The sequence below is a fragment of the Variovorax sp. Root411 genome, assembly GCF_001425205.1.
GTDB lineage: Bacteria > Pseudomonadota > Gammaproteobacteria > Burkholderiales > Burkholderiaceae_C > Variovorax.
Genome location: NZ_LMDW01000017.1, coordinates 258,794 through 281,501, shown reverse-complemented (window position 1 = coordinate 281,501; position 22,708 = coordinate 258,794). Strand labels below are relative to the sequence as shown.

Annotated in this window: 22 protein-coding genes; 11 read left to right on the top strand and 11 right to left on the bottom strand. The window is 65.6% G+C overall.

Features of this window, described 5'->3' with window-relative positions:
• Positions 1 to 95 precede the first annotated feature (95 nt).
• The 3 genes from ASC92_RS21775 to ASC92_RS29405 form a co-directional block, all read right to left on the bottom strand.
• A complete protein-coding gene (locus ASC92_RS21775) occupies positions 96 to 1,235 on the bottom strand; it encodes an FAS1-like dehydratase domain-containing protein (protein ID WP_056519818.1) in 1,140 nt (379 codons plus the stop codon).
• 40 nt (positions 1,236 to 1,275) lie between these two features.
• Positions 1,276 to 2,832 (bottom strand): acyl-CoA synthetase, encoded by a 1,557-nt coding sequence (locus tag ASC92_RS21770; RefSeq protein WP_056519816.1) that lies wholly within the window; start codon positions 2,830 to 2,832, stop codon positions 1,276 to 1,278.
• 86 nt (positions 2,833 to 2,918) lie between these two features.
• Positions 2,919 to 3,146: a hypothetical protein gene (locus ASC92_RS29405; protein ID WP_235505945.1), complete on the bottom strand. Its 228-nt coding sequence runs from the start codon at positions 3,144 to 3,146 to the stop codon at positions 2,919 to 2,921.
• On the opposite strand from ASC92_RS29405, the gene ASC92_RS21765 reads away from it, so the two are divergent.
• Positions 3,043 to 3,795: an IclR family transcriptional regulator gene (locus tag ASC92_RS21765; RefSeq protein WP_235505940.1), complete on the top strand. Its 753-nt coding sequence runs from the start codon at positions 3,043 to 3,045 to the stop codon at positions 3,793 to 3,795. The two genes, ASC92_RS29405 and ASC92_RS21765, sit on opposite strands and share 104 nt — an antisense overlap.
• 5 nt (positions 3,796 to 3,800) lie before the next feature.
• Positions 3,801 to 4,250 (top strand): PaaI family thioesterase, encoded by a 450-nt coding sequence (locus ASC92_RS21760; RefSeq protein ID WP_056519809.1) that lies wholly within the window; start codon positions 3,801 to 3,803, stop codon positions 4,248 to 4,250.
• Between the two features lie 6 nt (positions 4,251 to 4,256).
• Here ASC92_RS21760 and ASC92_RS21755 read toward each other — a convergent pair whose 3' ends face one another.
• Positions 4,257 to 4,997, bottom strand: coding sequence for an aspartate/glutamate racemase family protein (locus ASC92_RS21755; RefSeq protein ID WP_056519938.1), 741 nt, complete (start codon positions 4,995 to 4,997; stop codon positions 4,257 to 4,259).
• 21 nt (positions 4,998 to 5,018) lie between these two features.
• Positions 5,019 to 6,512 (bottom strand): NCS1 family nucleobase:cation symporter-1, encoded by a 1,494-nt coding sequence (locus ASC92_RS21750; RefSeq protein ID WP_056519806.1) that lies wholly within the window; start codon positions 6,510 to 6,512, stop codon positions 5,019 to 5,021.
• Between the two features lie 374 nt (positions 6,513 to 6,886).
• On the opposite strand from ASC92_RS21750, the gene ASC92_RS21745 reads away from it, so the two are divergent.
• Positions 6,887 to 7,273, top strand: a complete 387-nt coding sequence (locus ASC92_RS21745; protein WP_413315623.1) for a VOC family protein — start codon at positions 6,887 to 6,889, stop codon at positions 7,271 to 7,273.
• Positions 7,274 to 7,282: 9 nt separating this feature from the next.
• Positions 7,283 to 8,200: an amino acid ABC transporter substrate-binding protein gene (locus ASC92_RS21740; RefSeq protein ID WP_056519803.1), complete on the top strand. Its 918-nt coding sequence runs from the start codon at positions 7,283 to 7,285 to the stop codon at positions 8,198 to 8,200.
• Between the two features lie 85 nt (positions 8,201 to 8,285).
• Here the strand turns inward: ASC92_RS21740 and ASC92_RS21735 are convergent, their stop codons facing one another.
• Positions 8,286 to 9,221, bottom strand: a complete 936-nt coding sequence (locus ASC92_RS21735; protein ID WP_056519800.1) for a LysR family transcriptional regulator — start codon at positions 9,219 to 9,221, stop codon at positions 8,286 to 8,288.
• Between the two features lie 135 nt (positions 9,222 to 9,356).
• Here ASC92_RS21735 and ASC92_RS21730 point away from each other — a divergent pair, with 135 nt between their 5' ends.
• The 4 genes from ASC92_RS21730 (at position 9,357) to ASC92_RS21715 (ending at position 14,544) form a co-directional block, all read left to right on the top strand.
• Positions 9,357 to 11,009, top strand: a complete 1,653-nt coding sequence (locus tag ASC92_RS21730; RefSeq protein WP_056519796.1) for a sensor histidine kinase — start codon at positions 9,357 to 9,359, stop codon at positions 11,007 to 11,009.
• A complete protein-coding gene (locus tag ASC92_RS21725) occupies positions 11,006 to 11,692 on the top strand; it encodes a response regulator transcription factor (protein WP_056519794.1) in 687 nt (228 codons plus the stop codon). The genes ASC92_RS21730 and ASC92_RS21725 overlap by 4 nt, the downstream gene beginning before the upstream one ends.
• Positions 11,693 to 11,942: 250 nt before the next feature.
• Positions 11,943 to 12,371, top strand: a complete 429-nt coding sequence (locus ASC92_RS21720; RefSeq protein WP_235505944.1) for an SgcJ/EcaC family oxidoreductase — start codon at positions 11,943 to 11,945, stop codon at positions 12,369 to 12,371.
• 154 nt (positions 12,372 to 12,525) lie between these two features.
• A complete protein-coding gene (locus ASC92_RS21715; protein ID WP_235505939.1) occupies positions 12,526 to 14,544 on the top strand; it encodes a putative bifunctional diguanylate cyclase/phosphodiesterase in 2,019 nt (672 codons plus the stop codon).
• Positions 14,545 to 14,550: 6 nt separating this feature from the next.
• On the opposite strand, the gene ASC92_RS21710 is transcribed toward ASC92_RS21715, so the two are convergent.
• From ASC92_RS21710 to ASC92_RS21695, 4 genes are all read right to left on the bottom strand, one after another.
• Positions 14,551 to 15,777 carry a M20 family metallopeptidase gene (locus ASC92_RS21710; protein ID WP_056519784.1) on the bottom strand — a complete coding sequence of 409 codons (1,227 nt, stop codon included), beginning with the start codon at positions 15,775 to 15,777 and terminating at the stop codon, positions 14,551 to 14,553.
• A 9-nt stretch (positions 15,778 to 15,786) separates the two neighbouring features.
• A complete protein-coding gene (uraD, locus tag ASC92_RS21705) occupies positions 15,787 to 17,565 on the bottom strand; it encodes a 2-oxo-4-hydroxy-4-carboxy-5-ureidoimidazoline decarboxylase (protein WP_056519781.1) in 1,779 nt (592 codons plus the stop codon).
• Positions 17,562 to 18,524 (bottom strand): allantoinase PuuE, encoded by a 963-nt coding sequence (gene puuE / locus ASC92_RS21700; RefSeq protein ID WP_056519777.1) that lies wholly within the window; start codon positions 18,522 to 18,524, stop codon positions 17,562 to 17,564. Before puuE ends, uraD begins: the two co-directional genes overlap by 4 nt.
• A gap of 128 nt (positions 18,525 to 18,652) precedes the next feature.
• Entirely contained in the window at positions 18,653 to 19,327 is a 675-nt protein-coding gene (locus ASC92_RS21695; RefSeq protein WP_056519774.1) for a GntR family transcriptional regulator, read from the bottom strand.
• An 83-nt stretch (positions 19,328 to 19,410) separates the two neighbouring features.
• Here ASC92_RS21695 and uraH point away from each other — a divergent pair, with 83 nt between their 5' ends.
• A complete protein-coding gene (gene uraH, locus ASC92_RS21690) occupies positions 19,411 to 19,761 on the top strand; it encodes a hydroxyisourate hydrolase (RefSeq protein WP_056519771.1) in 351 nt (116 codons plus the stop codon).
• Between the two features lie 138 nt (positions 19,762 to 19,899).
• Here uraH and ASC92_RS21685 read toward each other — a convergent pair whose 3' ends face one another.
• Positions 19,900 to 20,394 carry a hypothetical protein gene (locus tag ASC92_RS21685; protein WP_056519769.1) on the bottom strand — a complete coding sequence of 165 codons (495 nt, stop codon included), beginning with the start codon at positions 20,392 to 20,394 and terminating at the stop codon, positions 19,900 to 19,902.
• 52 nt (positions 20,395 to 20,446) lie between these two features.
• On the opposite strand from ASC92_RS21685, the gene xdhC reads away from it, so the two are divergent.
• Both xdhC and ASC92_RS21675 read left to right on the top strand, forming a co-directional pair.
• The gene (gene xdhC / locus ASC92_RS21680; RefSeq protein WP_056519767.1) at positions 20,447 to 21,256 is read left to right on the top strand and encodes a xanthine dehydrogenase accessory protein XdhC; all 810 of its coding nucleotides are present in this window, start codon (positions 20,447 to 20,449) and stop codon (positions 21,254 to 21,256) included.
• A gap of 218 nt (positions 21,257 to 21,474) precedes the next feature.
• Positions 21,475 to 22,680, top strand: coding sequence for a urate hydroxylase PuuD (locus tag ASC92_RS21675; RefSeq protein ID WP_056519765.1), 1,206 nt, complete (start codon positions 21,475 to 21,477; stop codon positions 22,678 to 22,680).
• Positions 22,681 to 22,708 lie beyond the last annotated feature (28 nt).

Sequence of the window (22,708 nt, the reverse complement as noted above, 5' to 3'; positions counted from 1 at the left end):
TCCGCTGCCCGTGCTGAAGCATGGCTCGAGCCTCCCGGTGGCGTCACCCATCGACGCGTCCAGAGGCCCGAGGGCGCAACGATGGCTACGCGGTATCAGCTACGGGAAGGCAACTCGACAATCCCGGAACCCAGCACCGACAGCTCGTCGTCCTGGTTGCGGGCTTCCTGCTCGATCTCGACCAGGTGCTTGCCGCCCTCCATGAACTTGCGCTTGACGTGGCCCTTGATGAAGAGCATGTCGCCTTCCGGGTTGTGACGACGGATCTTGCAGTGCGCCTTGCGCAGGAAGCCGTCATCGCCCATCCAGTTCGTGAGGTGATGGGTCAGCCAGGAGGTCCGCTCGGGGCCGTAGTCGTACGCACCGGGCGCACCCACTTCGAGTGCGAAGTCTTCTTCCCAGTGCACGCGCTCAGGCACGTCCGGAATGCCGAAGCGGTTCGTGATGCCGACACCCGGATGCGCGTCGATCAGCTTCCAGGCCAGCTTGTTGGCGCGGATGTAGAGGCCGCCCCATCCCTGTGCGTAGGCGATGAAGCCGGTGACGGTCATCGGCCCCTTGAACATGACAGGAAGTCCCTGGCCTTCCTCGACATCCTCCCAGTAGCGCGGCGTGCTGCCTCGCACTTCTTCCTTCGCGTAGAGCTTGTAGGCTTCCTGGATTTCTTCCTCGCTGTAGCGGCGCGGCTCGCGGGCGCGAACGTCCTTGTACTTCGTGCCCACCTCGCGGGCATGATCCCGTTCGGTCCGGAAGCACCAGCTGTCGGCTTCCGACACCTTGTCACCGGCCTGGTTGTAGAAATCGACGTGGTAGATCTGCTGAACGGCGCGGCCGGCGAAACGGGTCTGGTGCTCGATCAGGTCCTTCAGGTAGGCCTCGGTACGGATCTCGTCGTTGCGACGAACCGGCTTGTGCCATGTCCAGTCGGCGCCCGACCACATGGCGTGCACGCCGGGAAGGCCGCCCACGTAGCCGGAGACGATGCGGCTCGTGGCGAAGAGGAAACTCGGCAGCGCGAGGATGCCGCCGTGCTTGGTCTTGGAGGCATATTCGGGGTCGCACCACAGCGGATTGTCATCGCCGATGCCGTGCGCATAGTGGCGGATGTTGTCGCGAGTGGCCTCGTAGCACCAGGGCTCGGCCGTGACGCCGATCTTCTGGCCGATGCGCTCGCGCAGATCATCCAGGCCTTTTTCAGTGATTTTCGGGAAGTTGCGCTCGGTTTTTTCTGACATGGTGTCTCCTGCTAGGGTGGGTGGATTGGGGGGGGAGGGGTCAGGCAGCGGCGGCGTGAGAGGCTTCCTGCTCACGCAACTTCCTGCGATGGATCTTTCCGGCGGGGGTCTTGGGGAGTTCTTCGACGAACACCACCTGGCGCGGATATTCGTGTTGAGCCAGTCGAGTGCGAACCAGGTCCTGGATCTCCTCGACGAACGCCTGACTCCCCGCGCGCGGCGACACGACAAATGCTTTGACGACCTGGCCCCTGAGCACATCGGGTGCGCCGATTGCGGCGGCTTCCCGCACATCGGGATGCTTCAGGATGGCGTCCTCGACCTCGACCGCGCCTATCGTCCAGCCCGCGGAGATGATCACGTCGTCGGCGCGCCCTCCGTGCCAGAAGTGGCCGTCTTCATCGACCTTGCCGAGGTCCTTGGTTGCAAGCCAGCTTCCGCTGCGCCAGAGCTTGAGTTCGCCTGGTACGTTGGGAGCGCACGGCTTTCCCTCGACATCCTGCACCTGGACGCGAAGACCCGGAACCGGCTTGCCGAGCGAGCCTGACTTGACCTTGAAATCGGCCGCGCCTGGATAGTTCACCAGGCAAACACCGATCTCGGTAGTGCCATACATGCTGCAGGCAGGCTGTCCGAAAGTCTCCTCCACGAAAGCGGCGGTTTCGCTGTCGATGGGTTCGCCCGTAAACGACACCTTCTCGAGGGAGTAGCGATGGTTTGCAGCGGCGCCCGAGTTGCGCATCATCCGGTAGTGCGTGGCCGCGGCGGAGATGTTCGTGAACCGATGTGCCTCCAGTGCCTGAAGCAAACGCTCGCCATTGAACTTGCCGGAGTAAGCGCCGATGGTGATGCCCAGCGAAAGCGGAGCCAGCGTTCCATGCCACAGACCATGCCCCCAGGCAGGCGACGAGGGGCAGATGAAGCGATCGCCGGGACGCACGCCCGTGCCGTACAAGGCCGCCAGCATCAAGGTCACGATGGATCGATGGGTGTGCTTGACGGCGTCGGGAAGTTCGCGCGTCGTGCCGGACGTGTACTGGAAGATCGCCAGGTCGTCGCCCTCCGTGCGGCACTCGAACTGCGACGGGAAGTGCGCCAGGCTCGCGAGAAAGCCCTGGTCGGCCACGACCAGCTTCAAGTCGCGGGAAGCCGGCACCAGTTCGGCCTTTTCCTCGTTCGTCACCAGCATGCGCGGCTTGCAGTCCTGGATGCGCAACCGGATGCCGTCCGGGCCGAAGAGGGTGAACAGGGGCACGGCGATGGCCCCCATCTTCATTGCGCCGAACATCGCGACATAGAACTCTCGCGAAGGCTCGAGCATCACTGCCACGCGATCGCCTGCATGGATGCCCTGCTCGACAAGGCTATGGGCAAATCGCGCTGAGTCGCGGGAGAGCTCGTCGAACGAGATGAGCTCGTCTTGTCCCGTTGCACGCACGAGCACGATGGCCGTGCGGTCTTCGCCCGCATGCCGGTCGATGCACTCGTGGGCGATGTTCATTCGCTCGCGAGTGCCATCGAAGAGCTCCCACAGCTTCTCCGATGAGCAGTGCATCTGCGCATCCGCGTAGGAGGTGTATTCGGTCAACTTTGTCATGGGTGTGTCTCTCGTTTCCGTGAGACGCACTTTGCTGGCATTCCATGAAATTGTCAAATGCGTCTATCAATTGTCTATGTACAATTTCAAAAAAAAGCAGATTGCGCGATCGGCAACTGCTCGGAGACGCGCCGTATGCTCGGGCTGTAGACACTCCAGACCACCATGAAAACTTCCACTGACGGCCCGACCAAGGCCACGGGCCCGCGAGTGAGGCCGGTGCCCGCGGTTTCGCGAGCCATCGCCATCCTTCGGCTGCTGGGCCACAGCCCGACGGCGATGCCCCTCAAGTCCATCGCGAACGAGCTCGACATGGTCACCAGCACCTGCCTGCACATCCTTCGCGTGCTGGTTGACGAAGGCCTCGTCAAGGTCGAGGCGGGGGCCAAGCACTACAGCCTCAGCGTCGGCATGCTTGCGCTCGCGCGCAGCGTGATCGAACGCAGCCCTTTTCCACAACTCGCGCAACCCATCCTCGATCGGATCGCGAACACATGGGGACTCACGACCATCGGCGTGGAGGTCACCGGCCTCGAACACATGGTGGTTCTCGCCTTGGCGCGCTCCCAGGCGCCCTTCAGCCTCCATGTGGATGTAGGGAGCCGATTTCCAGCGCTCATCAGCGCAACCGGGCGTTTGGTCGCGGCGTTTTCAGAGGTGAGCGAGAAGGAGCTTGAACGACGCTTCAAGGCGCTTCGTTGGGATCAGCCGCCAGACATCGAGACATGGCGCTCGGAAGTCCAGGCCGTTCGCCGAAAGGGCTTCAGCATCGACCGGAATACCTACATCAACGGGATCGTTGTCATTGCCGTTCCGGTCTTCGACATGAGCGGACGCATGACGCACTCGCTGGTCGCCACCGGTGTGGCCGACCGCCTCAGCAGCCCCCAGAGCCAAGTCCTGGCAAAAGAGTTGCAGAGCGAAGCGCAAGCCCTTTCCAAGTTGCTGGCGACATCGCGCTGAATTTCATGACACAGTCATCGACGAAGCCAGTCAACGCGGTGAGTCCCGACGAGTTGCAAGACCAGGGTTGGAAACCTCGCACACTGCCGGGTTTTGCAGGGCTCATCGGACCCCTGTGGACGCGCAAGGAAGGGGCAGATTGGAGCTACGGAATCATTGCGGGCCACGAGCACCTGAATCCAGCCGGCGTTGTGCACGGTGGACTGCTCATGAGCTTGATCGATCACGCAATGAGTTCGGTCGCCTGGGAATCCATTGGAAGAATCCCGTGCGTCACGGTCCAGATGGATACGCGCTTCATGAGCGCGGCCAGGGAACACCAGTTTCTGATGGCGACGGCGCGGGTTGCGCGAGCAACCTCCACGCTCGTTTTCACCAACGGGCAAATCAGTGTGGATGGCGAGGAAATTCTCTCCGCATCCGCGGTGCTGAAGGCGCTCGGAAAGCCCTCCTGAAAGAGACTACGACGAGCGGGTGAAGCCTTCGAGCAAGCCAACGATGGGCTTGGGCAGGGGCTTTGCCAGCTCCCCGCGCTTGCTGGTGCGCAGCTTCAGGGCGACGAGCGACTCAATGAGCTTGGTGCCCGCGGCCACGCCGTCGATCACCGGCACGCAGAGCACCTGCTCGATGTGCGCGCACAGGTCGGTCATGCCGGCGCAGCCGAGCACGATGCAGTCGGAGCCGTCTTCCTCGAGCGCGCGCCGGCATTCGCCGATGATGCGTTCCCGCGCACGCGAGCCGGGCTCTTCGAGTTCGAGCACCGGCAGTTCGCACGCGCGCACGTTGGCGCAGAAGCGCTCCATGCCGTAGATCTCGGCCAGGTGCCAGGCCTGGCCCATGGTGCGGCCCAGCGTCGTTACCACGCTGAAACGGCTGCCCACCATGCTGGCCAGGTGCATCGCGGCTTCGGCAATTCCCACCACCGGTCCGCGCGCGAGTTCGCGCGCGGCCTTCAGGCCCGGGTCGCCGAAGCAGGCGATCACGTAGCCGTCGATGTTGCCCTCGCGTTCGCCCGCCGCGATCTCCTGCAGCAGGCCCGGCACGGCCAGCGCCTCGTCGTAGTGGCTCTCGATGGAGACCGGCCCCGTGGCCGGGCTCACGGCCACGATCTCGGTGCCGGCATGCGCCACCGCGCGGGCGCAGGCGCCGATCTTCTCGGTCATGCTCCAGGTGGTGTTGGGGTTGATGATCTTGATGCGCACGGCGCTCCCTTTCTCTTCCATTCAAGTCTTGTTGTTGCGGTTCAGCACGGCATAGAGCACGAAGCCCAGGCCCATGCCGATGAACCACGCATAGTTCGCGCCGCCGCGCAACGCCGGCACCATCACGCAAAGAATCGGCACCAGCGCGGAGGGCACCAGCGCCTGGATCGCCTTCGGGTTGTAGCCGCCGCTGTACCAGTACTCGCCCTTCGGGCTCATGCTGTAGAGCGCGTCCACGTCGATGCGCTGCTTGCGCACGATGTAGTAGTCGGCAATCAGGATGCCGAACAGCGGCCCGATGAACGAACCCAGCACATCGAGCGTGTAGTGGATGACCTCGGGGCTGTTGTACAGGTTCCACGGCGTGAGAAACACCGAGCCCACCGCGGCGATCATGCCGCCCGTGCGCCAGCTGATGTGCTGCGGCGCCACGTTCGAGAAGTCGAAGGCCGGCGAGACGAAGTTGGCGACGATGTTGATGCCGATGGTCGCGATCATGAAGGTCAGCGCGCCCAGCACGACGGCGGTGGTGCTGTCGATCTTGCCCACGGTGTGCACCGGATCGGTGATCAGTTCCCCAAAGACGGGCAGCGTGGCGGCGGTGGTGATGACGGTCAGCAGCGAGAAGAAGATGAAGTTGATCGGCAGGCCCCAGAAGTTGCCCTTCTTCACCGCGTCGAAGCTCTTGCCGTAGCGCGAGAAGTCGCCGAAGTTGAGCATCGGGCCGCTGAAGTAGCTCACCACCAGCGCAATGGCCGAGAGCATGACGGGCAGTGCGTCCCAGCCCTGGAACTTGATGCCGCCCAGGTTCAGGTCGATCTTGCTCCAGCCGGCCTTCCACACCAGCCAGCCGCACAGCACGGCCATGACCACGTACACCGCCGGGCCGGCCCAGTCGATGAACTTGCGGATGGCGTCCATGCCGTGCCAGAACACGAAGGCCTGCAGCACCCACATGACCATGAACGCGACCCAGCCGAGGGCCGACAGGCCGACGAAGCCGTGTTGCGCGACATCGGCATACGGCGCCAGGCCCGGCGCCATGTGCAGCGCCAGCACCATGAACGCGGCCGACGCGAGGTACGTCTGCACGCCGTACCAGGCCACGGCGATCAGCCCGCGGATGATGGCCGGGATGTTCGCGCCCAGCACGCCGAAGGGCGCGCGGCACACCACGGGGTAGGGCACGCCCGTCACCTGGCTGGGCTTGGCCACCAGATTGCAGAAGAACTGCACGATCACGATGCCGACCAGCAGCGACACCAGCACCTGCCAGCTCGACAGCCCCAGCGCGAACAGGCTGCCGGCCGTGATGTAGCCGCCCACGCTGTGCACGTCGGACATCCAGAAGGCAAAGATGTTGTATTGGCCCCAGGTCTGCTTCTTCAGCGGCGCCAGGTCTTCGTTGGTCAGGCGCGGGTGGTAGCCGGGCTTGATGACGGCGTTCGATTCCGCGTGCGGCGCAATGCCGGCTTCGCTTGCCCCCGCGGGGGCCTGGCTGACGACTGTGCTCATGGTCTTTCCTCGTGCGAGTTAAGTGGGGTTGGGGAGCCCGTTTTGACGCAAATTTCGCGCCGGTTCTTCGGATGCGTTATTTGTATACAAAAACTGCACGCAATCAAGGCCATTCGGGAAATCATATATCCGTAGATTCCCTGATGCGTGTGGCGCGCGCTGTTATCGAAGGACTGGCTGGCGCCCAGCAGAACCTGGCGCGATCCGCAGCCTGACCTCCCGGATCGATTTATCGAAATTCGTGTGGCTCAGATGGAAAATATATCGTTTTCCATTGTGAGAAGTGCTGCTTAGAGTCGCGTCCATCCCCACTCCTGATGGAAAGTCCCATGAGCAACACAGCCACCCGCATCCCGTTTCATCTTGCGTTTCCGGTGCGCGACATCGCCGAGGCGCGCGCGTTCTACGGCGACTTGCTTGGATGCCCCGAAGGCCGCAGTGCGCCTGAATGGGTCGACTTCGATTTCTACGGCCACCAGATCGTGGCGCACCTGGCACCCGACGAATGCGGCCACCGTCAGAGCAGTTCGGTCGATGGTCACGACGTACCCGTGCGCCACTTCGGCGCGATCGTTCCCATGGATCAATGGCAGGCCATGGCCGACAAGCTCGTGGCTCGCCAGACAAAGTTCGTCATCGAACCCTACATCCGGTTCAAGGGCGAGCCCGGCGAACAAGCGACGATGTTCTTTCTGGACCCCTCCGGCAATGCGATCGAGATGAAGTCGTTCGCCGACTTGAGCTCGCTCTTCGCACGCTGAAAGAGCAGCATGACCAAGACCAAGAGCAGCAAGAAGAGCCTTGCCTTCGTGGCGGCGCTTGCCGTCGTCTGTGGGTCTGCGGCGGCGCAGACTGACACCCTGAAGAAGGTCAAAGAGTCAGGCTCCATCTCCATGGGAGTCCGCGATGCGTCGGGTGCCATGTCGTTCACTCTGGGGCCCAACAAGTACACCGGCTTTCACGTGGAGATCTGCGAGCGGATCATTGCCGACATCAGAAAGGCAGTTCAACTCGACAGGATCGACGTGAAGTACCAACTCGTGACGCCACAGAACCGGATTCCCCTCGTTCAAAACGGTACGGTGGATATCGAATGCGGCACGACGACCAACAACGCGGCGCGGCAGAAGGACGTTGCCTTTGCACCGACGCTCTATGTCGAAGGCGTTCGCATCGCGGTCAAGGCCACGTCGGGCATCACGCGCCCCGCGCAGCTGGCCGGCAAGACCGTGGCGGCCACAACGGGAAGCACGTCCGTGCCGGCGCTGAGAAAACTCAAGCGTGAGGGCGCGAACGGTATCGACGAGGTGCTCGCCAAGGACAACAGCGAAGGATTCCTGCTCCTCGAGGCGGGCCGCGCCGAAGGATTTTTCGCCGACGGGCAGATCCTCGCGACGTTGATCTCGAAGAGCAAGGAGCCCGAAAAATACAGGCTCCTGGACCAGGTTCTCAGCGTCGAGCCGCTCGCGATCATGTTCCGCAAGGGAGATCCTGCATTCAAGAAACTGGTCGACGACAGCGTCGTGGCATTGGCCAGGAGCGGCGAAGTCGCACGAATCTACGACAGGTGGTTCATGCAGCCGATTCCGCCTCACAACGCCAGGGTGGGGCTGCCGGCAAACGCCATGACGAAGGCTGCCTGGGCCGACCCCACGGACAAGCCGATGGAGTCTTACGAGTCCCGTTGACTGCCGATGGTGCGCGGAAAGTCGGCAGAACCAGCGGTGCCGAGTCCGGCCCGCATGCGAAGCGATCGACCGGCGCTCCCCGGTTTCAGGTACGGCGCGGGATCGATGCCCTTGCGCGGCCGGCATTTCGCGCAGGCGATGTGTTCGGCTTCGCTTCAGCCGCATCGCGCAGGCATTGGGCGAAGTGCGCAACCATGGGCGGACTGGCCCGGGGCTTTCGCTGGAGCAGGCCGATCTCGCGGCGGAAAGTGACCGCGCCCAAGGAGACGATGCGCACCTCCGCAGGCAAAGGCAGATGCGCCTCGACCAGTGGCACGAGCGCCACGCCCAGGCCCCTGGAGGCCAGGTGGATCAATCCGGGGATCTCGTCGACCTCGATCGCATCGTTGACCGCCAGACCTTCCCGGCGCAGAAACCCTTCGACCATCCGCCCTCCGAACGAAGCCCTGTCATAGCGCAGGAATGGCTGTTCCTGGATCAGCATGCGCCAATTTTTCGTTGCCGGCAGGGCCTTGGGCACCACCAGAACAAAAGGCTCGTGCACCAGTGGCTGCCACGTCAAGTCGGGAGGCATGCCGAATGGAGGACGGATCATCACTGCGGCATCGATCTTTCCTGCGTCCAGGTCGTCCATCAGGCGCATCGAGACGCCAGGCGACACATGGACACGCACTAGAGGAAAGGATTTGCGCAGTTGTTCAAGCGCACGCGCCAGCAGCGTGGGCTGCGCCGAGGCTATCGAGCCCACGCGAAGAAGCCCGTGGGTGGCGTTGTCGTGAGGAAGCTCCCCGAGCTTGGCGAACAGCGCGCAGATTTCTTCTGCCCGCGGCAAGGTCGTCTGGCCTGCGACATTCAAGGTGGCCGATCGGCCTGTTCTGTCGAAGAGCTCGAACCCCAGGGTTTCTTCGAGTCGCTTCATCTGGCTGCTCACCGCCGATTGAGTCAGGCCGATTCGATCGCCGGCCGCCGCGAAGGTGCCGAGCTTGCACACCGCAATGAAAGTCTTGAGTTCGTTGATCACGCTGGCAGCATCGCAAACATCGATGCTCGGGTCAACCGAGCATCACCGTAGGTGATTGATGCCGACCCGTCGAGTGGCATGGGCTATTCTTCGAACCCTTCAAAACAGGTGTTCGCCAGCGCGCCACACTGATCGATGCCTTCCATCAAATTCCGCACGCGGCTCTCGCTGGCCTTCGCAACGCTCGTCGCGCTGGTATGCATCCAGGCCGGCTTCATCTACCTGGGTTCCGAGCGCGTTACTTTCGCCAAGCAGCACAGCCGGCTTGCGAGCGACATCCTGTCCGATCTGCTGGAGCTGTCCACCAACAAGCAGCGGCTGCGGGTCTGGGCCTCGCAGCGGCTGATGAATGGCGATGCGCCGATCGAGGCACGTGACCGCTGGCTGGCCGGCATGCGGACCAGCGCGGCCAGCCTGCGCGACCTGACGCAGCGCGACCTGGACTGGTGGACCCGATCTTCCTCGGCGCGCGGCACGCAGGTGCCCGAGGATGTGGCCCATCTGGCGGCCAGCATCGACCTCCTCGACGCCAACATCGCCGAAGTCCAGGCCCGCCTGTTGCGGCTGGAGCCGTTGGAGCAGGGAGCGGAGTTTTCATCGGTGTGGCAGCAGCTCAACCAGGTGTTCGACGTGACGCGCGGGCGCGACCTGCGCGAACTCGTCAACGGTGCGATCGCGCGCCAGCGCGAGGCGGTCCCGGTGGCACGCAAGGCCACGGAACGCGCCGTCGAAGTGCTGCGCCTGCAGGCCATCGGCCTCGCAGTGCTGACCCTGGTGGCCGCGGTGCTGATCGCCATTCGCCTGAACCGGCGGCTGCAGGCGCCCATCGCCGGCCTGCTGGCCGGCACGCAGGCCCTGCAGGCCGGCCGCATGGACCACCGCCTGGAGGTCGGGTCGAGGGACGAGTTCGGCCAGGTGGCGGAGCATTTCAATGCCATGGCCGCCGAGCTGCAGCAGCGCCGAAGCGATGCCGAAGCCGCGCGGCACAAGCTCGAAGCGGCGGTGGATGCGCGCACGGCCGAGCTGCAGTCCGCCCACGTCACGCTGCAGAACATCGACCAGCGCCGCCGCCAGCTGTTCGCCGACTTGAGCCACGAACTGCGCACGCCGGCCACCGCCATTCGCGGCGAGGCCGAGATCGCACTGCGCGGCGCCGACAAGCCGCTGGCCGAATACAAGCTGACGCTGTCGCGCATCGTCGGCGGCGTGGAGCAGCTCGCGCGGGTGATCGACGACCTGATGCTGATTGCGCGCGCCGAGGCCGACCAGCTCGTCATCCGGCAGGACCGGGTGGACCTGGGCCTGCTGGTCGGCGATGCGGCCGAGCAGGCGGAGGCGCTGGGCGCGCTTCATGGCGTGGAGGTGGGCCTCGATGCGCCGCACGGCGCGCAGCCCGCGCTCGTCCATGTGCACGCCGATGCCGATCGGCTGCGCCAGGCCCTGATGATCGTGCTGGACAACGCGGTGCGCTATTCGCGCCCGGGCGGCGCGGTTCGCATCGGCTGGTGCGAGCTCGACGGATGCGTGGAAATCGCCGTGCGCGACCAGGGCATCGGCATCGACGCCGACGAGCTGCCCACGGTGTTCCAGCGCTTCACGCGCGGCCAGCGCGCACGGGCGCACCGCGTCGATGGCACGGGCATCGGCCTGTCGATCGCGCAGGTGATCGTTTCCGCGCACGAAGGCCGCATCGACATCGAGAGCGAGCCGTTCATGGGCACGACGGTCCGCATCCGGCTGCCGCGTTTCGACGGCATCGATCTCCCCATGGCGCCGGAGGCCGCATGAACAACATCCTCGTGGTCGAAGACGATCCGCGCGTGGCCGATTTCCTGCAGCGCGGCCTGCGTGCCGAAGGCTATGGCGTGCAGCTGGCCCGCACCGGCACCGAGGGCCTGGCGCTGGCGCGCAGCGGCGAGCCCGCGCTGCTCGTCCTCGACCTGATGCTGCCCGGCCTCAGCGGCCTGGAGCTCTGCCAGACGATGCGCGCAGAGGGCCGCCATGTGCCCGTGCTGATGCTCACGGCCATGAGCTCGCTGGAGGACAAAGTCAACGGCCTGCGGCTGGGCGCGGACGACTATCTCACCAAGCCCTTCGCCTTCGAGGAACTGCTCGCGCGCATCGAGGCGCTGCTGCGGCGCGGACGCGAGCAGCGCGTGAAGGCGAGCAGCCTGCAGGTGGCCGACCTCGTGCTCGATCGCGAGCGCATGCAGGTCACGCGGGCCGGCCAGCCGATTGCGCTGACCGCGAAGGAGCTGGCCTTCCTGGAACTGCTGATGAGCGCACCCGGGCGTGTGTACAGCCGCGAGCGCATCCTCTCGAACGTGTGGGGCACCAACGAGGACCCGCTGACCAACGTGGTCGACGTGTACGTGCGCCGGCTGCGAGCCAAGATCGACGAGGGCCATCCGCTCGCGCTGCTCAAGACCGTGCGCGGCTTCGGCTACCGGCTCGACGCGCAGGAGGCTTGAGCCCGCCGCGCGCCCGTGCTCTTTCCGCCCGTTCATCCGTTGTTCATCTGCGCTTCAACCGGCGTTCATGGCCCGGCACGGGCCGTGTTCATGTGCACGCCGGAGACTTGATTCCTGCCTCGCGAATGCGGTGCAGCGCCGGTCGAAACCGGTGCTTCAACAACTTTCACAATAAGGAATCATCTCCGTGAAGAAAAGCCTCGTCGCCAGCGCCGCCCTCGGCGTCCTCTCTCTCACTCTCGCCACCGGTGTGCTGGCCCAGGGATCGGGTACGGCCGTCTGCACGCCGGTGGATGCTGCGCAGGTCAGCGCCTTGTTCGACCGCTGGAACGACTCGCTGCGCACGCTGGACCCCGACAAGGTGGTCGCCAACTACGCCGCCGATGGCGTGCTGCTGCCGACCGTGTCGAACCAGCCGCGCACCAACCCGGCCGAGATCCGCGACTACTTCGTCAAGTTCCTCAAGGGCGAGCCGCAAGGAAAAATCGACCAGCGCATCATCAAGATCGGCTGCAACGTGGCGCAGGACGTCGGCACCTACACCTTCCGCTTCAAGGACGGCGGCACGGTGCAGGCGCGCTACACCTACGTGTACGAATTGGTGAACGGCCAGTGGCTGATCGCGCATCACCACTCGTCGGCGATGCCCGAGGTGCGCGCCTCGAACGCGGCGAAGTAACGCCAGCCCGCAGTAGCCGTGCGCACGGCAAGGGGTGCCCGGCATCTCGATAAAGAAAACGAAAGTTCGTTGTTATTGCGCCCGAATCGAGGCATGGAATGGCTTGCGCTCTATAAACTGTGGGCCTTCCATGACCCCCAGCGCGCCTCCCCCCATGCTCACCGCATCCGTCGACGGCGAGGTGCTGTCGCGCACGGTACGCACCGATCAGCTCGTGGCGATACGCCGCAGCGTGCTGCGGGCCATTCCGATCAACGTGGTGCTGAGCTGCGCGGCGGCGCTGATCGCCGTCAACGCCGGCCGCGCATTCGAAGGGCTGTGCTGGCTGCTGCTGTCTCTCATGGTGAACGGACTGCGCCGCTTCATCTGCCGCTGGCCGTTCGCGCCGTTGCCCGGCACCATGCCCGACAGCAGCGTCGCCACGTCGCCGAGCGCCCGCCCGGTCGAATGGCACCTGCGGTTGACGGCCGCCCTGGCCGCGGTGTCGGGCTGTGTGTGGGCGCTCATTCCGCTGCTGTGCGACGGCTACTCCTCGCCGCAGGCGGTGTTTTACCTGACGGTGGTGTGCGGCATCTGCGCGGGGGCGGTCACCTATGGCATCGCCTATGCGCTCGTGCCTATCGGCTTCATCACGCCGGCGCTGCTGTCGGTGGCAGGCTGCCTGGTGTATGCGGGCGGCTTCGACAACCTGTGCCTGGCGGCGCTGGTGCTGCTGTACCTCGGGGCGCTGGCGCGCGGCGCGCTGCACAGCGACAAGGCTTTCCGCGAAGGAAGCCGCATCAGCAACGAGGCCACCGCCATGGCCGCCCAGCTGCGGCTGGCGCATGCGCTCTCGCTGGATGCAACGCAGCAACTGGCCTTCCGCGCCTCGCACGATTCGCTCACCGGCCTGCTCAACCGTGAAGGCTTCACCGAGGCCGCGACGCTGCGCATCGCCACGACCGATGGCCGCCGGCATGGCCTGCTGCTGCTGGACCTCGACGGCTTCAAGGCAGTGAACGACGCCTTCGGCCACAAGGCCGGCGACCGCGTGCTGCAGGACGTGGCCCGCTGGCTGCAGCGGGAAACCGCAGACATGCAGGCCATCCTCGGGCGCTGGGGCGGCGACGAGTTCGCGCTGCTCTACAGCCTGCGGGACGAGCGGCAGACGCCCACGGCCATCGCGCAGGGGCTGATCCGTTCGGTCTCCTTCGCCACGGCGCACTACGGCGGCCACCTGGGCGTGAGCATCGGCATCTCGGTGTCGGGCGAGGCCGAGATCGCCGACATGATCAGCTTCGCCGACGAGGCGCTCAACGAGGCCAAGCGCATCGGGCGCAACCGCTGCCAGGTCTTCGACAAGGCGCTCAACCAGCGGCTGGCCACGCGGCGGGACGTGGAGCGCGACCTGCTCCGCGCCATCGAGGCGCGCGACATCGGCGTGTGGTTCCAGCCGATCATGACCAGCGAAGGCTGCGAGGTCCACAGCCTCGAGGCGCTGATGCGCTGGAACCATCCACGCCACGGCCAGATCGCTCCCGAGGAAGTGATCTACGCGGCTGCGAGCACCGGCGTGGCCGAGCCGCTGCTGCGGCACCTGGTCGACGAGGCCTGCCTGGCCATGCGCCAGCTCGAGGCCGCAGGCTCCAGCCTGGCCGCCGCGCCGGTCGCCATCAACGTCTCTCCACGCGAAATGGCGCAGCTCGCGGTCGACGACATCGTGCTGGGCATGCTGAAGGAGCGCGGCATCGCGCCGCGCCGGCTGCAGATCGAGATCACCGAAGAGGTGGCGCTCGACACCCATGCCACGCGCGGCCGGCTCAGCACGCTGTCGGCCGCGGGCGTGGCGATCGTGGTCGACGATTTCGGCGTGGGCTATTCGTCGCTGGCGTCGCTGCGCAGCGAGCACGTGCGGCAGGTGAAGATCGACCGCAGCTTCATCCTCGGCCTGTCGTCCTCGCCGGGCAACGCGGTGCTGGTGGATGCCATCGTCCAGCTCGGCCGTTCGCTGAACATCCAGGTCGTGGCTGAAGGCGTCGAAACGCAGGAAGAGCTCGATGCACTGCGCGCGCTGGGCTGCAAGCTGGTGCAGGGCTACCACTTGGCGCGGCCCGCGCCGCTGCCCGAGCTGATGGCATGGGCGGCTTCGCGGGCGGCACTGCCGGCGCTCTCGGCGCTCGCCAAGGGCGCCTGAGCCGGATCAGGCCAGCAGGTCGCTGAGCGTGCGCGCGATCACCTTGGTGGCGCGGCGCAGGTCTTCGAGCACCACGCGCTCGTCGCTGCGCTTGGCATGCGACTCGAGCACGGTGCGCGGGCCGGCGCCGTAGATCACCCCCGGAATGCCGGCTTCGACATAGAGGCGAACGTCCGTGTACAGCGGCGTGCCCATGGCTTTGATCGGTTCGCCGAACAGCTCGCCGCCGTGCTTCTGGATGGCATCGACCAGCGGCTTGTTGCCGGCCAGCGGCCGCATCGAATTGGCGAGCAGCAGGCGCTTGATGTCCACCGTGATGCCTGCGCTTTCTGCCGCGGCATCGGCGATCACCTTGCGGATCGTGGCCTCGACCTCGACCGGGTTCTCTTCGGGGATCATGCGGCGGTCGAGCTTGAACACGACCTTGCCCGGAACCACGTTGGTGTTGGTGCCGCCCTCGATGCGGCCGACGTTGAGGTACGGGTGCGTGATGCCCTCGACCTTCGACGTCACCTGCTGGTAGAGCGTGTTCTGCGCATAGAGCGCGTTGAGGATCTTCGCGGCGCCCTGCAGCGCATCGACGCCGGTGGTCGGAATGGCGGCGTGGGCCATCTTGCCGTGCACCGTCACTTCCATCTGCAGGCAGCCGTTGTGCGCGGTGACCACTTCGTAGCTGAAACCGGCCGCGATCATCAGGTCGGGCTTGGTCAGGCCGTTCTTGAGCAGCCAGCCCGGGCCGAGGATGCCGCCGAATTCTTCGTCGTACGTGAAGTGCAGCTCGACGCTGCCCTTGGCCGGTTTTGCCACCGCCTCGAGCGCGCGCAGCGCGAAGGTGAAGCTCGCGAAGTCGCTCTTGCTGACTGCGGCGGCGCGGCCGTAGAGGCTGCCGTCGGCGATCTCGCCGCCGTACGGGTCGTGCGTCCAGCCTTCGCCGGGCGGCACCACGTCGCCGTGGGCATTCAGTGCGACGGTGCGGCCTTCGTTGCCGTACTTGCGGCGCACGATCAGGTTGGTGATCGATTCGAGGCCGTACTCCTTCACGTCCTGCGCGGGCACGGCGTGTTTCTCGGCGTCGAGGCCGAAGTCCTTCAGCAGCTCGGCGGTGCGTTCGGCGTGCGGCGCATTGTTGCCGGGCGGCGTGTCGGTGGGCACGCGCACCAGTTGCTGCAGGAACTGCACTTCTTCATCGAAATGGGCGTCGATCCAGGCGTCGAGCTTTGAGTAGTCGGTCATGGTATTTTTTCAGTGAGCTTGTTCGGCGGCGAAGTTGTCCAGCAGCAGTTGAAAGGCTTGAACCGCCAGCTGGATGTCGTCATTGGTGCTCGATTCGAGCGGGTTGTGGCTGATGCCCGAGTTGATGCCGCGCACGAAGAGCATGGCCTGCGGCATCACCTCGTGCAGCTTCATCGCGTCATGGCCGGCGCCGCTGGGCATGCGGAAAAGCGGAATGCCGAGGGCATCGACCGCTTTTTCCCAGCGCTGCTGCCAGGCCGGTGCGCTCGGCGCGGCGGCGGCGCGCATCGTTTCCTCGAGCTCGTAGCGAACGCCGCGGCGCTCGCAGATGTCTTTCAGCGCGTCGACCACGTCGGTGGCCAGCGCGTCGCGCTGCGCGTTGTTGGGCGCGCGCAGGTCGAGGCTGAACTTGCAGCGCCCCGGCACCACGTTGATCGAGCCGCTGGGCACTTCAAGCATGCCGACGGTGCCGACCGAGTCGCCGTCCTTCGCGGCGCGCTGCTCGGTGTAGAGGATCAGCTCGGCCACCGCGGCGGCCGCGTCGCGGCGGCGGTCCATCGGCGTGGTGCCGGCGTGGCTGGCCATGCCGATGACCTCGCCCACGTAGCGCACGCTGCCGTTGATGGAGGTGACGATGCCCAGCGGCAGGTCGAGTTCGGTGAGCACCGGGCCCTGCTCGATGTGCACTTCGACAAAGCCGAGGTAGCGGGCGGGGTCGCGCTGGATCTTCGGAATGTCTTCCTCTTTCAAGCCCGCGTGCTGCATGGCTTCGCGCATCGTGATGCCGTCGGCGTCCTTCTGGTCGAGCCAGCGCCGGTCGAAATGGCCGATGAGCGCGCCCGAGCCCAGGAAGGTCGCCTTGTAGCGCTGGCCTTCTTCTTCCGCAAAGCCGACCACCTCGAAGGCGAAGGGCAGGCGCTTGCCTTGGCGCTTGAGCTCGCGCACGCAGGCCATGGGCACGAAGATGCCGAGGCGGCCGTCGTACTTGCCGCCGTTGCGCACGGTGTCGTAGTGCGAACCGGTGAGCAGGGTCTTCGTGTCGGGCGTGCTGCCTTCATAGCGACCCACCACGTTGCCGACCGCATCGATGTGTACCGAGTCGAAGCCGCAGTCGCGCATCCACGTGGAGATCTGCGCGGCGCAAGCACGGTGCGCATCCGTCAGGTAGGTGACGGTGAGCTGGCCCTTCTCGGCGTAGCCCGGGTCGGTGTGCACCGAGAGCTGTTCCTGCCAGTCCCACACGTCGTTGCCGAGCGTGATGTCGGCGGCGAATTTGTCGTTCAGGCGGATCTCGGCGATGCGATGGATGTTGCGCAGCGCCTCGCCGAGTTCGAACCCCGGGTGGTTGTACAGCCGGCGTTCGAAGGTGTCGATGATCTCGCGCTTGGCCAGCCCGGTGCCGCGCGGGCCGCGCACCGCGAGGATGAACGGAAAGCCGAACTTCGCGTTGTAGTCGGCGTTGAGTTGCTGGATCTTCGCGAACTCTTCGGGCGTGCAGTCGGTCAGGCCGGCCTTGCTCTGTTCGTTGGTCGATTCAGCCGTGAGTGTCTTGCTGACCATGGCCTTGCCGGCGAGTTCGGGGTGGGCGCGGATCAGCCCGATCTGCTCGTCGGCCGTCGAGGCGGCCAGCGCCTGCACCAGCGCATGCTTCAGGTGCGCGAGCGAGCGGAAGGGGCGGGCCGCCAGCGCGCGCTGCGCGATCCAGGGCGAGTGCTCGTAGATGCCATCGAGCAGTGCGACAGCTGCGGCCGGCACCGCGGCGTTGAGTTGGGCGATGGTGAGGCTCATGATGCGGCTCCAGCTTCGAAAGGATGCGCCTGCTTCCAGTGGCGCGCGATGTCCAGCCGCCGGCAGATCCACACGCGGTCGTGCTGCGCGATGTGGTCGAGAAAGCGCTGCAGCGCCGTGATGCGCCCGGGCCGCCCGAGCAGGCGGCAGTGCATGCCGATGCTCATCATCTTGGGGCTGTTGTCGCCGGCCGGGTCACCTTCGGCGTAGAGCGTGTCGAAGCTGTCCTTCATGTACTGGAAGAACGGATCGGCGTGCGAATAGCCCTGCGGCAGCGCGAAGCGCATGTCGTTGCAGTCGAGCGTGTAGGGCACGATGAGCTGGGGCACCACGCTGCCGTCGGTCTTCTGCACCTTCATCCAGAAGGGGAGGTCGTCGCCGTAGTAGTCGCTGTCGTATTCGAAGCCGCCGTAGTCGGCCACGAGACGGCGCGTGCGTGGGCTGTCGCGGCCGGTGTACCAGCCAAGCGCCCGCTCGCCGGTGAGCTTCTCGATGGCTTCCATGCCCAGGCGCATGTGCTCGCGCTCGGTGGCTTCGTCGAGGTTCTGGTAATGAATCCAGCGCCAGCCGTGGCAGGCGATCTCGTGGCCGAGTTCCTTGAAGGCAGCCGTGAGCTCGGGGTAGCGCTCCAGCGCCATGCCCACGCCGAACACGGTCAGCGGCAGGCCGCGCTTCTCGAACTCGCGCAGGATGCGCCACACGCCGGCGCGCGAGCCGTATTCGTAGATGCCTTCCATGCTGATGTGCCGGTCTGGAAAGCTCGCCGGGTTGAACATCTCGGAAAGGAATTGTTCGGAGCCCGCGTCGCCGTGCAGCGTGGCGTTCTCGCCGCCTTCTTCGTAGTTGAGGACGAACTGCACCGCGATGCGCGCGCCGCCGGGCCATTGCGCATGGGGCGGATTGCGGCCGTAGCCGACGAGGTCGCGCGGGTAGGGCAGGGTGGTGTCGTAGACGGTCATATCAAGAGCGATCGTGTCAGTGGTCGCGACTCATTCGGGAAACACCGTGGAACCGGCTTTGCCGGGCCACTGGTGTTGCCCCCTTGAGGGGGAGGCGGCTACACGAAGTGAGCAGCAACGGGGGTGGGTCATGCGAGGGCGAGCGAGATGTCGTTGGTGGGGACCTTGCGGTCGAACGTGAGGTTGGCCTCGACGTGTTCCAGGTGCTCGGTCATGAGGCGCACGGCGCGCTCCTCGTCGCGCGCGGCCAGCGCCTTCACGATGTCGGCGTGCTCGTCGTTGGAGTGCTCGGCCGCGCTGGCGCTCTGGTACATCAGCGTGATGAGGGCGCAGCGAGAGATGAGCTCGCCGAGGATCTGCGCCAGCACCGTGTTGCCCATGAGCTCGGCCATGCGCACGTGGAAGTCGCCGAGCAGCTCGGTGCGGCCCGAGATGTCCTCGCCCGACACGGCGGATTTTTCGAGCGCGACGTGTTCCTTCAGCGCCTTGATCTTGGCCGGCGTGACGGTGCGCACGAACTCGCGCGTCATCTCGGCCTCGAGCATGCGGCGCACCGCGAACACCTGCTTGGCTTCGTCGACAGCGGGCGCGGCCACGAAGGCGCCGCGCGCGGGTTCGAGCCGAATGAGCTTGTTCTGCGACAGCTGGAACAGCGCCTGCCGCACCAGCGTGCGCGACACGCCGAAGTGATCGGCCAGCTTCTGCTCGGCCAGCTTGGTGCCGGGCTGAAGCCGGTGCTCGACGATGGCCTTCGTGAGGGCATCGACGATCGAACGGGTGGTGGAGGACTCCATGTTTTTCATGATAGACCCAAAGCCGGTAACTGTATACACTTTTGTCCACCGGAATTTCCCGCACCAGATTTCGACATTCGAAGGAGCGCCCCATGGGCTTGAGCACTCACGTACTGGACACGATGCACGGCGGCCCGGCGGCCGGCATGGAGGTTGCGCTGTTCACCACCGACGGCGACGCCGCCACGCTGGTGAAGCGCTTCACGCTGAATTCGGACGGCCGCAGCGACGGACCGCTCTACGACAACAACTCGCTGAAGGCCGGCACCTACCGGCTGGTGTTCGACGTGGCGGGCTACTTCAAGGCCCGCGGCGTGAAGCTGCCCGAGCCGAACTTCCTGAACAAGGTGTCGCTGGACTTCGGCGTGGCGCACACCGACCAGCACTACCACGTGCCGCTGCTGGTGAGCCCATGGAGCTACTCCACATACCGCGGGTCTTGATCTCCGGCCCAGCCCCTGATGGAGCGATCATTGTCTTTTCGTGGAACACCGCGGAACCGGCTTTGCCGGGCCGCTGGTGTTGCCCCCTGCAAGGGGGTTGGCGAAGCGACACGAAGTGCGCGAAGACTGGGGGTGAGCCTAGTTTTGCCCTTCGGTCAGGGTATCGAGCTGGAAGCGCCCGCTCTTGTCCCACAGCCAGGTGTCGGTCCATGTGACCGCGCCGAGGCGGGTCGCGACGGGGAAGGGCGCGGCTTGCAGCACCGTGCGTTCGATCTCGGCGATGACCTCGGGTGCGTGCTTGGGCGCGCGCATCCAATGCAGCGACACCACCTTGCCGCCGGCATCGAGGTTGACCTGCAGGGTGCCGACGGCATAGAGCATCGGCGGCAGCTGGCCGCTGTAGATGCGGGACTTGTTGGCGTTGTAGATGTGGCGTGCCGCATCGCGGCGGTACTCGCGCGCGGTGGCCGCATTCGACGAGGTGTGCGACACGGTGGCCGCCACACTCGGTTCGGCCTTGACCTCGCTCAATTGACCGGGCACGGTCCCGGGGCTTGCGCAGCCGGCGAGCCAGAGTGCGGAAATGACGGATGCCACCAGGGCAAGGCGGCGCGGCGTAAGCTGACGGTTCATCGCCGGTTTATACCGTGAGTCTCGTGCAGCCCCGCAACCGAAGGTGTCGGAAATGAATGGCCTGGTCGATCAATTGCTGGCTCGCCTTGCCCGCGAAGACGCGGTGCTGGTGCGTGTCGAATCGACGCAGGGCTCGGCCCCGCGCGAGGCGGGCACCTGGATGGCGGTGTGGGCCGGCGCGCTCACGGCCACCATCGGCGGCGGGCAACTCGAATTCCAGGCCACGAAGGAAGCGCGCGAGCTGCTGGCCGGCACGCGCGCCCCCTTCGACGGCATCCAGCGCTACCCGCTCGGCCCAAGCCTGGGGCAGTGCTGTGGCGGCGTGATGTTCTTGTCGTACGAGCGCGTCACGGCCGCCGACGCGCCGAGGCTGCAGCGCGAACTGGTCGCGCAACTCGAGCCCGTGGCGCTGTTCGGCGGCGGCCACGTGGGCGCCGCATTGGCGCGGTTGCTGGCCGCGCTGCCGTTCTCCGTGCGCTGGATCGACAGCCGCGACGGCGTCTTCCCCGAAAAGCTGCCGGCACAGATCGACACCGAGCATTCCGAGCCCGTGCAGGACGCCGTGGCCGCGCTCGCGCCGGGCAGCCGCGTGCTGATCATGAGCTTCAGCCACGCCGAAGACCTCGACATCGTCATCTCCTGCCTCAAGCGACTGCGCGAGCGCAACGACCTGCCATACGTCGGCCTGATCGGCAGCAAGACCAAGTGGGCCACTTTCAGCCACCGGCTCGAGGCGCGCGGCTTCACGGCCGACGAACTGGCTCGCATCACCTGCCCCATCGGCGTGCCGGGCATCACGGGCAAGGAGCCCGAGGTGATTGCGGTGGCGGTGGCGGCACAGTTGTTGCAATCGCTGGGCTGAACAGGGTTTTCCCCGGCGGCGACGCCATCAAAAAAGCATCCCGCCACTTGCCAAAACTGTATACACTTTCGGTCCACAACAAGCCGCAGCGGAGCGAGGCCCATTTTCTGGCGCCTGCGTTCGCGGCACTTTCTCTGCTTACAGCGCCCGCAGTGGTGAGCAGGCTGAAACCCCTTCGCGGCGTTCCTGCGCGCCGACAGGGTTGAGAGAGAGCATCCATGGAAAGCTATTACCTCGACTGGGCCAACCTGCTGCTGCGCTGGGTCCACGTCATCACCGCCATCGCCTGGATCGGCGCTTCCTTCTACTTCGTGATGCTGGACAACAGCCTCGAGAAGCCGCAGGACCAGGAATCGCTCGACAAGGGCGTGGGTGGCGAGCAATGGGCCGTGCACGGCGGCGGCTTCTACAACATGCAGAAGTACGCGCTGGCGCCCAAGAGGCTGCCGGACCACCTGCACTGGTCGTACTGGGAGAGCTACAGCACGTGGCTCACGGGCTTTGCGCTCTTCACCATGTCATACCTGTGGAACGCGAGCACCTACCTGATCGACAAGTCGAAGATGGACTGGCAGCCCGGTGCCGCCATCGGCGTGGCGCTGGCCTTCTTCGTGGTGTTCTGGATGGTCTACGACGGCATCTGCCAGGTCTTCGGGCGGCGCAAGAACGGCGACACCATCGTCGGCGTGCTGATCGCGCTCTTCATCGTCTTCGCGACCTGGCTGGCCTGCCAATGGTTCGCGGGCCGCGCGGCCTTCCTGCTGGTGGGCGCGATGATGGCCACGACCATGAGCGGCAACGTGTTCTTCTGGATCATTCCCGGCCAGCGCAAGAACGTGGCTGCGCTGCGCGAAGGCCGCCCGGTGGACCCGGTGCACGGCCAGCGCGGCAAGCAGCGCAGCGTGCATAACACCTACTTCACGCTGCCGGTGCTGTTCGCGATGCTGAGCAACCACTACAGCTTCACCTACACGCACAAGTACAACTGGATCGTGCTGCTGCTGATCATGCTCGGCGGCGCGGCGATCCGGCAGTTCTTCGTGGTGTGCCACCGCTTCAAGCTGGGCAACGCGGGCAATCCGCTGCCGTATGCGCTGATCGGCATCGTGGTGCTGGGCCTGACCATCGTCTGGATGAAGCCCGAGCCGGCTGCGGCGCCCGTGGCTGCCGCAGCAGCGCCCGTGGTCGCATTCAAGGACGTGCAGAAGGTGCTCGAGCAGCGCTGCTTCATGTGCCACGGCCCGGCCGTGCAGATGAAGAACGTGCGTGTCGATTCGCCCGAGCAGGTGGCCGCGCATGCGCAGGCGATCTACCAGCAGGTGGTGGTCACGAAGATCATGCCGATGAACAACGCCACGGGCATCACCGACGAAGAGCGGGCCCTCGTCAGCCGTTGGTTCCAGGCCGGCGCCAAGACAAACTAGACCGGGATCAAGAGTGCGGGGCGCTGTG

Bases quoted from the DNA above. Each gene is read 5' to 3' on its own strand.
- ASC92_RS29405 (WP_235505945.1), bottom strand. From the start codon at position 3,146: ATGTCGAGCTCGTTCGCGATGGACTTGAGGGGCATCGCCGTCGGGCTG.
- ASC92_RS21685 (WP_056519769.1), bottom strand. From the start codon at position 20,394: ATGAACCGTCAGCTTACGCCGCGCCGCCTTGCCCTGGTGGCATCCGTC.
- ASC92_RS21740 (WP_056519803.1), top strand. From the start codon at position 7,283: ATGACCAAGACCAAGAGCAGCAAGAAGAGCCTTGCCTTCGTGGCGGCG.
- ASC92_RS21695 (WP_056519774.1), bottom strand. From the start codon at position 19,327: ATGAAAAACATGGAGTCCTCCACCACCCGTTCGATCGTCGATGCCCTC.
- ASC92_RS21750 (WP_056519806.1), bottom strand. From the start codon at position 6,512: ATGAGCACAGTCGTCAGCCAGGCCCCCGCGGGGGCAAGCGAAGCCGGC.
- ASC92_RS21770 (WP_056519816.1), bottom strand. From the start codon at position 2,832: ATGACAAAGTTGACCGAATACACCTCCTACGCGGATGCGCAGATGCAC.
- ASC92_RS21715 (WP_235505939.1), top strand. From the start codon at position 12,526: ATGCTCACCGCATCCGTCGACGGCGAGGTGCTGTCGCGCACGGTACGC.
- uraH (WP_056519771.1), top strand. From the start codon at position 19,411: ATGGGCTTGAGCACTCACGTACTGGACACGATGCACGGCGGCCCGGCG.
- ASC92_RS21760 (WP_056519809.1), top strand. From the start codon at position 3,801: ATGACACAGTCATCGACGAAGCCAGTCAACGCGGTGAGTCCCGACGAG.
- ASC92_RS21730 (WP_056519796.1), top strand. From the start codon at position 9,357: ATGCCTTCCATCAAATTCCGCACGCGGCTCTCGCTGGCCTTCGCAACG.
- ASC92_RS21710 (WP_056519784.1), bottom strand. From the start codon at position 15,777: ATGACCGACTACTCAAAGCTCGACGCCTGGATCGACGCCCATTTCGAT.
- puuE (WP_056519777.1), bottom strand. From the start codon at position 18,524: ATGACCGTCTACGACACCACCCTGCCCTACCCGCGCGACCTCGTCGGC.
- ASC92_RS21725 (WP_056519794.1), top strand. From the start codon at position 11,006: ATGAACAACATCCTCGTGGTCGAAGACGATCCGCGCGTGGCCGATTTC.
- ASC92_RS21675 (WP_056519765.1), top strand. From the start codon at position 21,475: ATGGAAAGCTATTACCTCGACTGGGCCAACCTGCTGCTGCGCTGGGTC.
- ASC92_RS21775 (WP_056519818.1), bottom strand. From the start codon at position 1,235: ATGTCAGAAAAAACCGAGCGCAACTTCCCGAAAATCACTGAAAAAGGC.
- xdhC (WP_056519767.1), top strand. From the start codon at position 20,447: ATGAATGGCCTGGTCGATCAATTGCTGGCTCGCCTTGCCCGCGAAGAC.
- uraD (WP_056519781.1), bottom strand. From the start codon at position 17,565: ATGAGCCTCACCATCGCCCAACTCAACGCCGCGGTGCCGGCCGCAGCT.